The 15133-nt window shown below is 75.1% G+C and carries 12 protein-coding genes; 6 read left to right on the top strand and 6 right to left on the bottom strand.

Annotation, left to right across the window (positions count from 1 at the left end):
- The first annotated feature begins 37 nt into the window (after positions 1-37).
- Positions 38-1051: an o-succinylbenzoate synthase gene (locus tag E7Z53_RS11820; RefSeq protein WP_109243605.1), complete on the top strand. Its 1014-nt coding sequence runs from the start codon at positions 38-40 to the stop codon at positions 1049-1051.
- On the opposite strand, the gene E7Z53_RS11815 is transcribed toward E7Z53_RS11820, so the two are convergent.
- Positions 1042-1452, bottom strand: coding sequence for a hypothetical protein (locus E7Z53_RS11815; RefSeq protein WP_035924992.1), 411 nt, complete (start codon positions 1450-1452; stop codon positions 1042-1044). The genes E7Z53_RS11820 and E7Z53_RS11815 overlap by 10 nt on opposite strands.
- A 376-nt stretch (positions 1453-1828) precedes the next feature.
- Here E7Z53_RS11815 and E7Z53_RS11810 point away from each other — a divergent pair, with 376 nt between their 5' ends.
- On the top strand, positions 1829-4027 hold the full coding sequence (locus E7Z53_RS11810) for a PhoX family protein (protein WP_176337822.1): 2199 nt from the start codon (positions 1829-1831) through the stop codon (positions 4025-4027).
- Positions 4028-4121: 94 nt separating this feature from the next.
- Positions 4122-5918 carry a 2-succinyl-5-enolpyruvyl-6-hydroxy-3-cyclohexene-1-carboxylic-acid synthase gene (menD, locus tag E7Z53_RS11805; protein WP_176337821.1) on the top strand — a complete coding sequence of 599 codons (1797 nt, stop codon included), beginning with the start codon at positions 4122-4124 and terminating at the stop codon, positions 5916-5918.
- 113 nt (positions 5919-6031) lie between these two features.
- On the opposite strand, the gene E7Z53_RS11800 is transcribed toward menD, so the two are convergent.
- The 5 genes from E7Z53_RS11800 to E7Z53_RS11780 all read right to left on the bottom strand — a co-directional run bounded on the left by E7Z53_RS11800 (position 6032) and on the right by E7Z53_RS11780 (position 11814).
- Entirely contained in the window at positions 6032-7420 is a 1389-nt protein-coding gene (locus E7Z53_RS11800) for an MFS transporter (protein ID WP_035924983.1), read from the bottom strand.
- Between the two features lie 239 nt (positions 7421-7659).
- On the bottom strand, positions 7660-8481 hold the full coding sequence (locus E7Z53_RS11795; RefSeq protein WP_017832451.1) for an amino acid ABC transporter ATP-binding protein: 822 nt from the start codon (positions 8479-8481) through the stop codon (positions 7660-7662).
- Positions 8482-8491: 10 nt separating this feature from the next.
- Positions 8492-9286, bottom strand: coding sequence for an amino acid ABC transporter permease (locus tag E7Z53_RS11790; protein WP_017832450.1), 795 nt, complete (start codon positions 9284-9286; stop codon positions 8492-8494).
- A gap of 76 nt (positions 9287-9362) precedes the next feature.
- Positions 9363-10208: an ABC transporter substrate-binding protein gene (locus E7Z53_RS11785; RefSeq protein WP_017832449.1), complete on the bottom strand. Its 846-nt coding sequence runs from the start codon at positions 10206-10208 to the stop codon at positions 9363-9365.
- A gap of 124 nt (positions 10209-10332) precedes the next feature.
- Positions 10333-11814, bottom strand: coding sequence for an isochorismate synthase (locus E7Z53_RS11780; protein ID WP_176337820.1), 1482 nt, complete (start codon positions 11812-11814; stop codon positions 10333-10335).
- A gap of 150 nt (positions 11815-11964) precedes the next feature.
- Here E7Z53_RS11780 and E7Z53_RS11775 point away from each other — a divergent pair, with 150 nt between their 5' ends.
- Genes E7Z53_RS11775 through E7Z53_RS11765 form a run of 3 tightly spaced genes read left to right on the top strand, consistent with a single transcriptional unit; the run spans position 11965 to position 15049 of the window.
- Positions 11965-12678, top strand: coding sequence for a demethylmenaquinone methyltransferase (locus tag E7Z53_RS11775; RefSeq protein ID WP_176337819.1), 714 nt, complete (start codon positions 11965-11967; stop codon positions 12676-12678).
- The gene (locus E7Z53_RS11770; RefSeq protein ID WP_176337818.1) at positions 12675-13970 is read left to right on the top strand and encodes a geranylgeranyl reductase family protein; all 1296 of its coding nucleotides are present in this window, start codon (positions 12675-12677) and stop codon (positions 13968-13970) included. The genes E7Z53_RS11775 and E7Z53_RS11770 overlap by 4 nt, the downstream gene beginning before the upstream one ends.
- Before the next feature lie 11 nt (positions 13971-13981).
- On the top strand, positions 13982-15049 hold the full coding sequence (locus E7Z53_RS11765; RefSeq protein WP_440941483.1) for a polyprenyl synthetase family protein: 1068 nt from the start codon (positions 13982-13984) through the stop codon (positions 15047-15049).
- Positions 15050-15133 lie beyond the last annotated feature (84 nt).

Genomic DNA, 15133 nt, shown 5'->3' with positions numbered 1-15133 from the left:
CGGAGCGGGCTGAGAGGCGCCGCCTAGGCTGGGGAGCATGCTCCCCGCCGTGGTCCTGCCCCCGCTCGACGACCTGCTCGCGCACGCGCACGTCGTCGCCCTGCCGATGCGGGTGCGCTTCCGGGGCGTCGACGTGCGCGAGTCGGTGCTCCTGCGCGGCCCGGCGGGGTGGGGGGAGTTCGGCCCGTTCCCCGAGTACGGGGACGCCGAGGCGGGCGCCTGGCTCCGCGCCGCGGTCGACGCCGCGTGGCACGGCTTCCCGGCGCCCCGGCGCACGCGCATCCCCGTGAACGCGACCGTGCCCGCCGTGCCGGCGGCCCGGGTCCGGGAGGTCCTCGCCGGGTTCGGGGGCGGGGTGCGTGCCGTGAAGATCAAGGTCGCCGAGCGCGGCCAGGGGCCGGGGGACGACGACGCCCGGGTCGCGGCCGTGCGGGCCCTGCTGCCGGAGGCCGAGCTGCGGGTGGACGCCAACGGCGGGTGGGACGTGCCCACGGCCCTCGCGGCCCTGGAGCGGCTCGGGCGGCACGGGCTCGCGTACGCGGAGCAGCCCGTGCCCACGATCGAGGGCCTCGCCGCCGTCCGGGAGGGCCTCGCCGACCGGGGCGTGGCGGTGCTGGTGGCCGCGGACGAGTCCGTGCGCAAGGAGGACGACCCCCTGGCGGTGGCCCGGGCGGGCGCCGCCGACCTGCTCGTGGTCAAGGCGGCCCCGCTGGGCGGGGTGCGCCGCGCCCTGGACGTGGTCGCCCAGGCCGGCCTGCCGGCGGTGGTCAGCTCCGCCCTGGACACCTCCGTGGGCATCCGGGCGGGTCTCGCGCTCGCCGCCGCCCTGCCCGAGCTCCCGTACGCCTGCGGGCTCGGGACGGTGTCCCTCATGCGGGCGGACGTCCTGCGGGAGCCGCTGCGGCCGGTGGGCGGGATGCTCGAGCTGCGGGACGCGGTCCCGGACCCCGAGCTGCTGGCGCGCCACGCCGTGCCCGCCGACCGGCGCCGGTGGTGGCTGGAGCGGCTGCGCCGCGTGCACGCCCTGGCCGGGGTCGCGCCTCACCCCTGAGCCGCGACCCCCAGGACCTCGGCCCGGAGCCGGTCCAGGTCCACCGGCTCGCCCTCGTGCAGCCCGTGGCCCCGGACCCAGGCCCGGGCGGCGCGCCACACGTCGTCGCAGCCGAGCTCCATGTCGGGGTGGGCGGCGCCGATCCGGGTCTGGGCCGTGTGCTCGGGGTCGTCGCCCGTGAAGGAGAAGACCGCCACGGGGCTGCAGGCGAGCCCCACCACCCCGCGGACGGAGGCGATGATCCGTCCGTGCAGGCAGTCCCCCGGGTGGAGGTCCCACGCGCGGTGGATGCTCAGGCAGTCCACGGCCGCACGCCGGTACCCGTGCGCGCCGTGCTCGTGCGGAACGTTCCCCCCGTGCTCCCGCGGGGACAGCAGTCCCCCCTCTGGTTCGGTGTGCATCGCGCGCCTCCTCCGCCGGTGTCCCGGCCGGCTCCGCCGCCGCGGCGGCACGGCCCGTGGGCGGATCGAGCAGAAGGAGGGGGGTCTTCCGGACGTTCCCGGTCACGGTCCGGGGCGCTGGACGGATGGGACGGTCTGACGCCTCGAGCATCCCAGAACCGGGACGGCCGCGGAATCCGCCGGCGCATTGTTTCTTTGAGTGAACTCGACCCGGGACGGACCCGCTGATCAGAGGCGGATGGGTCCCCGGCCGGTCACTGCCCGTTCACCTGCGGTTCGCACGGCCGCCCCCGGGGCCTCACCGGGCGGTGGTGCAGTGGCGGAGCACCCGTTCCCCGACCGCGGTCCGCCGCGGGCCCCGTCCCCTGGGAGAGCCATGACCGACACCGCCAAGCGCACCGTCCTGCCCCTGCTCGGCCACACGCGCGGCAAGCGCAGCCCCGTCACGTGCCAGCTCAAGTGCGGCAGCGCCTGCGCCGGACCGGAGTGCAACACCTCCGGCAACGGCTACTTCCGCGACATCGCGAGCGCGGCGCTGTCCCGCCGCTCCGCCCTGGGCCTGGGCGCCGCGGCGGCCGTGACCGTCGGCGTCGTCGGCGCCACCCCGGAGGCCGCCCAGGCCCACGGCCGCGGACGCTCCGGGCTGTCCTTCGCGCCCATCGCCCCCGTCCCGAACACCGTGGACGACCTCACGGTCCCCGAGGGCTTCGACTGGTCTCCGATCATCCGCTGGGGCGACCCCTTGTTCGCGGACTCCCCGGAGTTCGACCCCCTCCAGCAGACCCCGGAGTCCCAGGCGGGCCAGTTCGGCTACAACAGCGACTACCTGGACATCCTCCAGGACCGCGGCGAACGCAGCGGAGTGCTTGTGAACAACCACGAGTACACCAACGAGAACCTCATGTTCCCCGCCGAGCAGCAGGACGACCTCCAGCGTGTGGCCCGGGTGGCCATGGCCGCCCACGGCATGTCCGTCGTGGAGATCGCCCGCACCGGCCCCGGCCGGCCCTGGTCCTACGTCCGCGGCGGCGCCCGCAACCGGCGCATCACCCTGAGCACGCCCTTCACCGTGGACGGCCCGGCCGCCGGCTCCGCGCTGCTGAGGACGCAGGACGACCCGACCGGCACCGTGGTCCTCGGCACGCAGAACAACTGCGCCGGCGGCACCACCCCGTGGGGCACCGTCCTGTCCGGCGAGGAGAACTTCAACCAGTACTTCAAGGGCAACGGCTCCGCCGAGCAGAAGCGCTACGGGATCGCCGCCGAGGCCCCGAGCCGGCGCTGGCACGAGGTGGACCCCCGCTTCGACTCGACCCTGCCGGGCTACGGGAACGAGCCGAACCGGTTCGGCTGGATCGTGGAGCTCGACCCCCAGGATCCCGCCTCCACCCCGGTCAAGCACACCGCACTGGGCCGCTTCAAGCACGAGGGCGCCAACGTGCGCGTGGCCGAGGACGGCACCGTGGTGGCCTACTCCGGCGACGACGAGCGCTTCGACTACCTCTACAAGTTCGTCTCCGCCCAGAAGTACGTCGAGGGCGACCGCGCCCACAACATGACGCTGCTCTCCGAGGGCAACCTGTACGTCGCGAAGTTCACCGGGGACACCGCGGCCGAGATCGACGGCTCCGGCCGGCTGCCCTCCGACGGCGCGTTCGACGGCTCCGGCGAGTGGTTGCCCCTGGTGGTGGACGGGGAGTCGGCCGTGGCCGGCATGTCCGTGGAGGAGGTCCTCGTCTTCACCCGCCTGGCCGCGGACCAGGTCGGCGCCACCAAGATGGACCGCCCCGAGGACGTCGAGCCCTCCCCGCACACCGGCAAGGTCTACGTGGCGCTGACCAACAACACCGACCGCGGCACCCCGGGCAAGGCCGGCCCGGACGAGGCCAACCCGCGCACCCAGAACCGCGACGGGCACGTCATCGAGATCACGGAGCGCCACCACCGTGCCGACGCCACCGAGTTCGGCTGGAACATCCTCCTCGTCGCCGGGGACCCGGCGAAGAACGCCTCCACCTACTTCTCCGGCTACCCGGTGGAGAAGGTCTCCCCGATCTCCTGCCCGGACAACCTGGCCTTCGACTCGGAGGGCAACCTGTGGATCTCCACGGACGGCGCCCCGGGGACCATCGGCTACAACGACGGACTGTTCAAGGTGGGGCTGTCCGGGCGCGAGCGCGGCAACGTCGAGCAGTTCCTCGCCGTGCCGCAGGACGCCGAGACCTGCGGGCCCGTGATCCGCGACCGCGAGCGCATGGTCTACGTGGCCGTGCAGCACCCGGGCGAGGACGGCTCCTTCGAGGAGCCCCGCTCCTACTTCCCGGACTACGTGGTGGAGACCCGCCAGGGCGAGGGCGAGTGGTCCCTGCCGCGGCCGTCCGTGGCCCAGGTCTTCGCCGTGGACCGGGCCGGGGAGCCCGAGTTCCCCGGCGCGATCCACGACCGGCCGGGCCACGGCCGCAACCAGCACAAGCGGCGCAAGAACGGCGAGCGCGGGCCCCGCTACCGCGGCTACAAGGGCAAGGCCACCGCGGAGACGAAGGCGGCCGCGAGGACCGCGTCCCGCTCCTACTGAGCCCCGCCTCCGGAGGCGTCCGGAGCCCACCGGTCCCCGGCCCGCCCCGCGGCGTGCCGGGGACCGCTGCGTTCCCGGACTACCCTGGTCTCCTGTGACCACACCCTCTCTCGACACCGCCCGCACCGTCCTGGAGGAGCTCGTCGCCGCCGGGATGCGGCACCTCGTCGTGGCCCCCGGCTCCCGGTCCGCGCCGCTGGCCTACGCCGCGGCGGCCGCCCAGGCCGCCGGGGCCCTCGAGGTCCACGTGCGGGTGGACGAGCGGAGCGCGGCGTTCACCGCCCTCGGCATCGCACGGGCCACCGGCCGGCCGGCCGGGGTGCTCACCACCTCGGGCACGGCCGTGGGCAACCTGCTCCCCGCGGTGCTGGAGGCCGACCACGCCGAGGTGCCCCTCGTGGTGCTCTCCGCCGACCGCCCGCCGGAGCTGCGGGGCACCGGCGCCAACCAGACCACCCGCCAGCCGGGGATCTTCGGCGACCACGTGCGCGCCGCCGTGGACCTCCTCCCGGACGACGACGTGCCCGCCCGGCTCGAGGAGGTCCTCGCCGCCCTGGCCGGCCGTGGACCGCAGGGGCCCCGGCCGGCGGGACCGGTCCAGCTCAACGTGGCCCTGCGCGAGCCGCTGCACCCCGCGCCGGAGGACGGCCCGGTGCTCGCGGCCCGGGCCCGGCTGCTGGCCGCCCGGACGGGAGCACGGCCGGACCCGGGGCCGGCCGCGGTGGCGGCCGGACCCGTCGCGGTCCCGCCGCCGGACGCCGGGACGGCGCGCTCCGTCGTCGTCGCCGGGGACGGCGCCGGACCGGACGCGGCACGCTTCGCCGAGGCGTGCGGACTGCCGCTGCTCGCGGAGCCCTCCTCGAACGCGCGCAGCGGCCCGCACGCCGTGGGGGCCTACCGGCTGCTGCTGGACTCCCCGCTGGGCCGGCGGATCGAGCGGGTCCTGCTCGTGGGCCGGCCCACGCTCTCCCGCCCGGTCGGGGCCCTGCTCGCCCGGGAGGACGTCGCCACCGCGGCCGTGCGGCCGGCACCCGTGGCCTGGTACGAGCCCGGGCGGCGCCGTGAGCGGGTGCTCACGAGCTGGGCCGAGGCGGCCGCCTTCACCGGCCGCGGCGCCCCCGGCTGGGCGCAGGCCTGGCGGGAGGCGGGCGCCGCCGCGGACGGCGCCGTCGCCGGGCTGCTCGCCGCCGAGCCGCCGGGGCGGGCCACGGGCCCGGCCGTGGCCGCCGCGGTGTGGGAGGCCTGCCGGCGGGACGGGGCCGTGCTGCTGGCGGGCTCCTCCAACCCCGTGCGCGACCTCGACCTGGCCGCACGGCCCGGCCCCGACTCCCCGCTCGTGCTCGCCAACCGGGGGCTCGCCGGGATCGACGGGACGGTGGCCACGGCCGCCGGCGCGGCGCTCGGCGGCGGCCGGCCGGTCCGTGCCCTCCTGGGCGACCTGACGTTCCTGCACGACGTCTCGTCCCTGCTGCTGGGCCCGGGCGAGCGCGAGCCCGACCTCCAGCTCGTGGTCCTCAACGACGGCGGCGGGGGGATCTTCACGACCCTGGAGCACGGCGCGCTGGGGGAGCAGGAGGAGTACCGGGCGGTCGTGGAGCGGTTCTTCGGCACCCCGCACGAGGCCCGGCTCGACGCGCTGTGCGCCGGCTACGGCGTGGCCCACCGGCGTGCGGCCGGCGTCGCCGAGCTCGAGCAGGCGCTCGCCGCGCCCGTGCGGGGGCGCTCGGTCCTGGAGGTCGTGGTGGACCGGCGCGGGCTGCGGGACCTCCACGCGCGGATCCGGGCCGCCGTCGCCCGGGCCGCCGCGGAGGCCGCCGCGCAGGACACGGCTCAGGACACCGCGCAGGACACGGCTCCGGACAACCGTGCGGGAGGCCGCACCGGCCGCTGAGGGGTCTCGAGGTGCGCCGGGTGCCCTGCGCCGGCCGGCGCCCCGGGGCCGGGGACGCGGACGGGCCCCGCCCCCCGGCGAGGGGGACGGGGCCCGGAGGCGGTGCCGCGGGGTCAGCCGCGCACGGTGGGCGCCTCCTGCTCGGCGGGCGCCTGCGGGTGCCCGGCGAGCTCCTCCACCCGGTGCTCGGCCTCCTCCAGCCCGCGCTGGTGGGGCACCACGAGGGTGACCAGCGCACCGAGCAGGGCCACGCCGGCGAAGACGTAGAACGCCTGGGGGCCGCCGAAGCCGGCCGCGGCGAGCCAGCCGCCGATGATCGGGCCGAAGATGCCGCCGAACCGGCCCATGCTCGCGCAGAACGCCACGCCGGCGGCCCGGGCGTTGGTGGTGTAGTAGTTCGACTGGAACCCGTAGACCAGGACCTGGGTGCCGATGGTGCCCACGCCGGCCACGGCGATGAAGAGGAACAGCAGCGGCAGCGGGAAGCTGAAGGTCATCAGGACCAGGGCGATCGCGGCCAGCGCGAAGGTCGTGGCGATCATCCGCTGCGGCCCGGTGCGGTCCGCGAGGCGGGAGGCCAGCAGACCGCCGACCAGGGCGGAGCCGTTGAGCACGAGGACGAAGTACAGCGGGCTGATGCTGTGGCCGTAGCCGTTCATGATGACGGCGAGCCAGGTGTTCAGCCCGTAGGTGAGCAGCAGGCCGCAGAAGGACATGAAGCCCAGCAGGATCGAGGCCAGGGCGAACTGCCTGGAGAACACGGCCGCGTAGCCGGTCCTGCGCGGTGCGGCCCCCACCGTCTGGATGACCTGCTCCTCGATCAGCGGGACGCCGGTCCGGAGGGCGACGGCCTCGGCCCGCTCGGTCTCGCCGCGGGTGAGCAGCCAGCGCGGGGACTCGGGGAGCTTCCACAGCATGAGCGGGACGAGCAGGAGGAGGGGGAGGGCCCCGATCATGAAGAGCCCGCGCCAGCTCAGGTCGGCGAGGAAGGCGATGCCCACGAGGGCGGCGAAGACGCCGCCGGCGGGGATGCCGGAGTAGACGATGCCGTTGTAGAACTGGCGGCGGCCGGCGGGGGCGAACTCGGCCATGGTGGCGCCGGCGGTGGCGATCACGAGGCCGAGGCCGATGCCGGTGAGGAAGCGCATCGCGCCGAAGGCCAGCACGCTGGTGGTGAGCGCGGTGACGAACATGCCCACGGAGAACCAGGCGACACCGGTGATCAGCAGCCGGCGGCGGCCGAAGAAGTCGCCGATGGCCCCGCAGACGAGCGAGCCGATGAGCACGCCGATGAGGGCGTAGGAGCCCACCAGGCCGGCGACGGCCGGCTCCAGGGTCCCGATCTGGGTGGGGTCGGCGAGCAGGCCCGGCAGGACCACGCCGTAGATGACGAGGTCGTAGCCGTCGAAGAGCAGGGCGAGGCAGATGATGAACGCCACGAAGCGGGCGGTCCTCTGCTCGAGCAGCGGGTTCTCCGCGATGATGGTGTGTGGTCGGTTCATGTTCCCCGGGACCTCTCTGGGCAGCGCGTGGACAAGGCAGGAAGCGGGGGAGACCGGCAGTGCGTCCCCTGGCTGCGTCCAGCCTGGCAGAGCTGTGATCCGGGTCATATGAGGCAAAGACCCAGGGATCCACCAGGGGGTGATTCACATGCCTGAGGTATTGATGTCCTCGACCGGGTCTGTCGTGGATATGAGTCCGGGCCCGTCGTCCGCAGACGGCGGGCCCGGACCGCGCCGGGTCACTGCTCCGGGGCCTGCACCTGCGTGGGGTTGAGCACGCGGGAGAGGAACGCCTGGGTGCGGGGCTCGCGGGGGTGGCGGATCACCTCGGCGGCGGGGCCCTCCTCGACGACCACCCCGCCGTCCATGAACACCACCTTGTCGGCGACGTCGCGGGCGAACTCCATCTCGTGGGTGACCACGAGCATGGTCATGCCCTCGGCGGCGAGGTTGCGCATGATGGCCAGGACGTCGCCCACCGTCTCGGGGTCGAGGGCGGAGGTCGGCTCGTCGAAGAGCATGAGGGACGGGTCCATCGACAGGGCCCGGGCGATGGCCACGCGCTGCTGCTGCCCGCCGGAGAGCTGGTCGGGGTAGTTGTCCGCCTTCTCGGCCAGGCCCACGCGCTCCAGGTTGCCGCGGGCGATCCGCTCGGCCTCGGCCCGGTCCCGCTTGAGCACCTTGAGCTGGGCCACGGTGCAGTTCTCGAGCACGTTCAGGTGCGGGAACAGGTTGAACTGCTGGAAGACCATGCCCACGTGCCGGCGCATCCGGTCGACGTCGGCCTCGGGGTCGGTGACCTCGAAGTCGCCGATCGTGATCCGCCCCTGCTGGGGGGTCTCGAGCAGGTTGACGCAGCGCAGCAGCGTGGACTTGCCGGAGCCGGAGGGGCCGATGAGGCAGACCACCTGGCCGGCGCCGACGCTGAGGGAGATGCCCTTGAGGACCTCGAGGGAGCCGTAGGACTTGTGCAGGCCCTCGACGACGACGGAGGCCGCGTCCGCGAGGCCGTCGGCGCCGCCGGGCCCGGACCGGGGAGTGGGGGAGGATGCAGTGCTCACAGTCAGGCTCCTAGGACTTCTTCATGCGGTCGGTCTTGGACTCGAAGCGGCGGGTCAGGATGCCCAGGGGCACCGTGATGATGAGGTAGCAGACACCCGCCACCACCAGCGGCGTGAGCCCCGCCCCGGCACCGGAGATGGCCTCGCGGCCGTACTTGGTGAGCTCGTACTGGCCCACGCCCATGCCCAGCAGGTAGACCAGCGACGAGTCCTTGGTCAGCAGGATCACCTCGTTGGTCAGCGGGGGCAGCACGATCCGCAGCGCCTGCGGGATGACGATCGTGACCATGGCCCGGGCGTGGGACATGCCCAGGGAGCGCGCGGCCTCGTACTGGCCCTTCGGCACGGCCTGCAGACCCGCCCGCAGGGACTCCGCGATGTAGGCGGCGGCCACGAGGCCCAGGGCGATCATCACCGTGACGTAGTGGTTGAAGCGGAAGCCGAAGGCCAGCGGGATGCCGTAGCCGAAGGCGAGGAAGACCAGCAGGGCGGGCACGCCGCGGAAGAACTCGATGTAGATCGTGGCCAGCCACCGGTAGGGCGCCACGGACGAGAGCTTCATGAGCGCGAGCACCACACCGCCGGTGAGGCCGACCGCGAAGCCGAGGAGCGTGTAGATGAGCGTGTTCTTCAGCGCGACCACGATGATGCCGGGGAACTGCTGGGCCGCGATGGCCGGGTTGAACACCTTCTCGACCAGCAGCGGCCAGTCGGCGACCGCGATGAGGGCGAGGACGACGAGGATCAGGACGGCGTACTGGACGCCGCGGGAGAGCCGTGCTCTCTGGTGCATGGTCATGGCCATGGGTTGGTCCGTTCTGGGTGGTACGGGTGGGACGGTGACGGGGCCGGCGTCCCGGGTGCGGGTCGCCGGCCCCGGGTCAGTTCTCCTGGACGGGGATCCACGTCTCGACGATCTTCTCGAGCGTGCCGTCCTCCTCGATGCGGTCCAGGGTGGCGTCGACCGCGCCGAGCATCGCCTCGTCGCCCTTCGCCACGGCCACGCCGAGCTGGTCGTCGAGGTCGGCGGTCTCCTGCACCACGAAGTCCGGGTCGTCCTGGGCGTGCTGGGCGATCGCCGTGACGTCGTCGAGCACCGCGTCCACGCTCCCGGTGCTGAGCCCGGTGAACAGCGTGGTGGCGTCCTCGAACTGGACGGCGTTGAGGCCGAGCTCCCGGGCCTGGGTCTCGCCGACCGTGCCCTGCATGACCCCGACCCGCACCTGCTCCTCGCGGGCGGCGTCGATGGAGTCGACCCCGTCCTCCCCGTCGGTCACGAGGCCGACCTCGTTGTCGTAGTAGGGGTCGGAGAAGTCCATCACCGTCCGCCGCTCCTCGGTGATGGACAGGGCGGAGATCGCGACGTCGCACTGGTCGGTCTCGAGGGCCGCGCCGGACTGGATCGACTCGAAGGCGAGCGTGACGTTCTTCATCTCCACGCCGAGGTCCTCGGCGATCTCCCGGCCGAGGTCCATGTCGAGGCCGACCATCTCGCCGCCCTCCTCCATCTCGAACGGCGGGTAGTTGGACTCCGAGCACACGGTGAGGAACCCGGGCTCCACCAGGGCCACGGCCGAGGACGCGGTGGCCCCCGCGGTCTCCCCGCCGCCGTCCGCGGCCTCCCCGGAGGGGCTCTCGGACGTGCAGGCGGTCAGGGCGAGGGCGGCGATCGCGGACAGCGCCGCCAGCGCGTGCGCGCGGGACGGGCGGGTCGTCGGACGGGGCATGCGGGGTTCCTCCGGTGGGAGCAGTGGTCGTCGGCGCGGACGGGCCGGGCGCGGGGCCGGCCCTGCGGGGCGGTGGCCCCGCGCGTGTTCGGGCACCAGGATACGGTGCGAGCCCGGCTCCGGCTCAGCCGGCGGACAGGCCCGGGGCGGGCACGAGGCGCTCCGGGGCCCCGCCGGCCCGCTGCCCCAGGGCCTGGAGCATCGGCCGCAGCTTCGCCCAGGTCTCGGCCAGCTCGGACTCGGGGTCGGAGGCGGCCACGATGCCGCACCCGGCGTAGAGCCGCACCGTGCGCTCGTCCTCCTGCACCGCGCCGCGCAGGGCGATGCCCCAGTCCCCGTTGCCGGCCGCGTCGAGCCAGCCGACCGGGCCCGCGTAGAGTCCCCGGTCCATCTGCTCCAGCTCCGGGATCGCGGCGGCGGCCACCGCCGTGGGCGTCCCGCACACCGCGGCGGTGGGGTGCAGGGCCTCGGCGAGCTCGAGGGAGGACGGCGGGTCCCCGGCCGGGCCCGGGCGCAGCGCGGCGGTGACGTCCGAGGCGAGGTGCCACACGTTGGGCAGCTCGAGGATGAACGGATCCGGGGAGGTCGTGACGGCGTCGGTGTAGGGGGCCAGCGACGCCTCGAGGGAGTCGATCGCGAACCCGTGCTCGTGCTGCTGCTTCTCCGACTCGCCGAGCACCCGCGCGGCGTACTCGTGCGGGTCCTCGTCCGGGGGCGCGGCGTCCCGGTCCAGGGTGCCGGCGAGGACCCGGGCGTGGGCCACGCCGTCGAGGACCCGCACCAGCATCTCGGGGGTGGCCCCCATGAGCCGGCCCGCGCCCGCAGGGTCCCCGCCGAGGCCCACGCAGTACGTCCAGCACTGCTCGTAGCGCCGGGCGAGGTCCCGCACCACGGCCACGGCGTCCAGCGGGGCGTCCGTGCGCGCCACGACGTCCCGGGCCAGGACCAGCTTCTCCATCCGGCCGGAGCGGATGCGCTCGACGCCCTCGCGCACCGCCTCCGTCCACTCGTGCTCGCCCAGGGTCCCGGAGGACAGCCGGACCACGGCCGCCGCCCCGGGCGGCCCGCCCGCGGCGGGCGGGCGCCCCGGGGCGGGCGGGCGCCCCGGGGCGGAGCCGATCCGGCGCAGCCAGGCGGCCGCGACGTCGTCGGCGCCCAGCGCGAAGGGGGTCCCGGGGGCCACGGCCACCACGAGGGTCGCCCACGCGACGTCGCCCCGGCGGCCCACGAGCAGCTCCGGGACCACGAGCCCGGAGTCCACGGCGGAGGCGGTCGCGAACGTGAACGCGCCGAAGGCGGCCAGCCCGGTCCCGGGCGCACCCACGCGGTCCTCGACCACGGCCGCGCCGACCAGGTCGTCCCACCACACGCGGGCCGCCGTGAACCGGTCCGCGCCGCGCACCGTGTGCTCGGCGGCCCGGCCCCAGGCCACGAGTCCGCGCCCGTCCACCGTCCAGGTGAGCAGCTCCGGTCCGGCGAGCAGGTCCCGCAGGTCCGGGGCGGGCGCGGGGTCCGCGCCCAGCGCGGACAGCGGCACCGTCAGGGCATGCAGCACGGGGACCGGCGGGACGGGTGCGGGGTCGGCGGCGGGGGCGGTGGGAGACATCGCCCCCCAGTCTAGGCCGACCGCCGGACAGCCCCTGGCCCCGCTCCCGCGGGCGGGGCCGCCGGGAGGGCGTCCGGGGCGGGCGTCCGGGGCGGACGCCGGGGGAGGGGCCCGGGCGGGGGCGTCGGAGCGAGGTGCGACAATGACCGGGTGAACCGAGCAGACCTGTCCAAGCAGCCGCACGAAGTCTCCGCCATGTTCGACGACGTGGCGCCCCGCTACGACCTCGTCAACGACATCCTCTCGCTGGGGCGGACCCGCGGCTGGCGCAGGGTCGTCGCGGAGGCCGTCGGCGCCGCCCCGGGGGAGAAGGTCCTCGACCTCGCCGCCGGGACCGGGACCTCGTCCGAGCCGTACGCGGACGCGGGCGTCGACGTCGTGGCCGCGGACCTCTCGCTCGGGATGCTCGAGGTGGGCCGCGCCCGCCGCCCCGACATCGAGTTCGTCCAGGCCGACGCCACCCGGCTGCCGTTCGCGGACGCGTCCTTCGACGCCGTGACCATCTCCTTCGGGCTGCGCAACATCCAGGACTACCGCCGCGCGCTCGCCGAGATGCTGCGGGTCGCCCGGCCGGGCGGCCGGCTCGTGATCTGCGAGTTCTCGACCCCCACGGCAGCCCCGCTGCGCACCGTCTACACGGAGTACCTCATGAAGGCGCTACCCGGCATCGCCGCGCGCGCGGCGTCCAACCCGGAGGCCTACCGGTACCTCGCCGAGTCCATCGCGGCGTGGCCCGACCAGGAGGACCTCGCCGCCGAGATCCTCGCGGCCGGCTGGACGGGCGTGCAGTACCGCAACCTCACCGGCGGCATCGTGGCCGTGCACCGGGCCGTCAAGCCCGCCGCGGACGCCCCCGCCCGATGAGGGCCCTCGTCCTCGGCGGCGGCCCCGCCGGCGCCACGGCCGGGTACTGGCTCGCGGCGCACGGGATCGAGGTCACCGTCCTGGAGAAGACCGCGTTCCCGCGGGAGAAGGTCTGCGGCGACGGGCTGACCCCGCGCGCCGTGCGCGAGATGCGACTCATGGGCCTCCCGCACGGTCCCGAGCTCGGCTACGCCCGCAACCGGGGGCTGCGGCTCGTGGCCCGCGAGCGCAGCGTCGACGTGCCGTGGCCCGAGCTGAGCGACTTCCCGCCCTACGGGCTCGTGCGCACCCGGCTGGGCTTCGACGAGCACCTGGCCGGGCACGCCCGCGCCGCCGGGGCCCGGGTGCTCGAGCGCCGGGCCGTGACCGGGGTGCTCCGCGACGGCTCCGGCCGGGTCGTCGGCGCCCGCGCCAACGTCCTCGACGCCGCCGGGCGGCGCACCGGCGAGACCGAGGAGCACCGGGCGGACGTCGTGCTCGCCGCCGACGGCAACTCCTCCCGCACCGCGGTGTCCGCCGGGCTGCACAAGCGGGACGACCGCCCGATGGGGGTGGCGGTGCGCGCCTACTTCGAGTCCCCGCGCTCGGACCTGGACTGGATGGAGGGCTGGCTCGAGCTCACCGACGGCACCGACCCGCAGCGGGCGCTGCTGCCGGGCTACGGCTGGGTCTTCGGCGTCGGGGACGGCACCGCCAACGTGGGACTCGGGATCCTGGACACCTCCCCGGCGTTCGGGGCCCTGGACTACCGGAAGGTGCTCGCGGACTGGACCGCGTCCATGCCCGCCGAGTGGACGTTCGACGAGGAGCACCGCCGCGGCCGCGTGCTCGGCGCGGCCCTGCCGATGGCCTTCAACCGCACGCCGCACCACGTCCCGGGGATGCTGCTGCTGGGCGACGCCGCGGGCCTCGTCTCCCCGTTCAACGGGGAGGGCATCTCCAACGCGATGGAGTCCGCCCGCTACGCCGCCGAGCACGTCGTGGCGGCCGCGGCCGCCAACGGCCCCGCCCAGCGCGAGCTCGTGCTCGCCGGCTACCCCGACCGGGTCCGGCAGGAGTGGGGCGCGCACTTCACCCAGGGCCGGGTCCTGGCCCAGCTCATCGGCAGCCCCGCCGTGATGAAGGCGGCCGTGCGCACCGGCATGGCCGTGCCCGCGCTGATGCGCTTCGTGGTCCGGGTCATGACGGAGCTCTCCGACCGCCCCGCCGCCACGTGGGAGGACCGGGTGGTCTCCCTCCTGGACGCCCTGACGCCCGCGACCGGCAACACCCGCCCCCCGAAAACTCGCTAGAGTGGTGGACCGTGACTGAATCCTCCTCCCCGAGCGCCGACGGCCCCGCCGCAGGTCTCGGCACCGATCAGGTGAGGCTGCCCGCCGGCTTCGACCTCATCGCGTCCGACGACCGGCTGGGCCCGGTCGTGCTCGGGTCCCTGGCCCGGATCGAGGAGCGGCTCGACGAGGCGGTGCGCAGCGCCGACCACCTGGCCGACGTCACCTCCCGCCACCTGCTCCAGGCCGGGGGCAAGCGCGTGCGGCCCCTGCTGACCGTGCTGGCCGGGGAGATCGGCGGCGGCATCAACGACGCCGTCCTCGAGTCCGCGGCCGTCGTGGAGCTCACGCACCTGGCGACCCTCTACCACGACGACGTCATGGACTCCGCGCCGCTGCGCCGCGGCGTCGCGACCGCGCAGACCGTGTGGGGCAACTCGGTGGCCATCCTCACCGGCGACCTCATCTTCGCCCGCGCCTCCTCGATGGTCTCCGAGCTCGGCCAGCGGGCCCTCAAGATCCAGGCGGACACGTTCGAGCGGCTCGTGCTCGGCCAGCTGCACGAGACGGTCGGCCCCCGCGAGGGGCAGGACCCGCTGGAGCACTACCTCGACGTCCTCTCGGGCAAGACCGGCTCCCTCATCGCGGCGTGCGGGCACTTCGGCGCGGTCCTGGCCGGGGCCGACCAGGACGTCGTGGACGTCATGGTCGAGTACGGGGAGAAGGTCGGCATCGCCTTCCAGCTCGCCGACGACGTGATCGACGTGACCGGCGAGGACGAGGTCTCCGGGAAGTCCCCCGGCACCGACCTGCGCGAGGGGGTGCCCACCCTGCCGGTGCTCATCCTGCGCCGGATGGCGGGAGAGGGCGACGCCGAGGCGGTGCGCGCCCTCGAGCACCTCGACTCCGACCTCACCTCGGACGAGGCCCTGGCCCGGGCGGTGACCGCCGTCTCGGGGCACCGGGCCACCGAGGAGGCGTGGCGGATCGCCCGGCAGTGGGCCGACGAGGCCATCGCGTCGCTGGAGCCGCTGCCGGACACGGTGGCCAAGCGCGCGCTCGTGGCGTTCGCGCACGCCGTCGTCCACCGCGAGGCCTGAGCAAGCTCTGCACCGTGCGTCCCGGGCCGTGGCGCCGGGTGTGGTTCCCGCGGTCCCACGGGCTAGCCTGTAGCCGTCCGCAGA

The sequence above is a fragment of the Kocuria salina genome, from assembly GCF_013368965.1.
Classification (GTDB): domain Bacteria; phylum Actinomycetota; class Actinomycetes; order Actinomycetales; family Micrococcaceae; genus Kocuria; species Kocuria rosea.
This window is presented reverse-complemented; position numbering and strand designations above follow the sequence as displayed.

Coding starts and splice junctions, on each gene's coding strand:
- E7Z53_RS11820 (WP_109243605.1), top strand. CDS start 38: ATGCTCCCCGCCGTGGTCCTGCCCCCGCTCGACGACCTGCTCGCGCAC.
- E7Z53_RS11815 (WP_035924992.1), bottom strand. CDS start 1,452: ATGCACACCGAACCAGAGGGGGGACTGCTGTCCCCGCGGGAGCACGGG.
- E7Z53_RS11810 (WP_176337822.1), top strand. CDS start 1,829: ATGACCGACACCGCCAAGCGCACCGTCCTGCCCCTGCTCGGCCACACG.
- E7Z53_RS11800 (WP_035924983.1), bottom strand. CDS start 7,420: ATGAACCGACCACACACCATCATCGCGGAGAACCCGCTGCTCGAGCAG.
- E7Z53_RS11790 (WP_017832450.1), bottom strand. CDS start 9,286: ATGGCCATGACCATGCACCAGAGAGCACGGCTCTCCCGCGGCGTCCAG.
- E7Z53_RS11785 (WP_017832449.1), bottom strand. CDS start 10,208: ATGCCCCGTCCGACGACCCGCCCGTCCCGCGCGCACGCGCTGGCGGCG.
- E7Z53_RS11780 (WP_176337820.1), bottom strand. CDS start 11,814: ATGTCTCCCACCGCCCCCGCCGCCGACCCCGCACCCGTCCCGCCGGTC.
- E7Z53_RS11770 (WP_176337818.1), top strand. CDS start 12,675: ATGAGGGCCCTCGTCCTCGGCGGCGGCCCCGCCGGCGCCACGGCCGGG.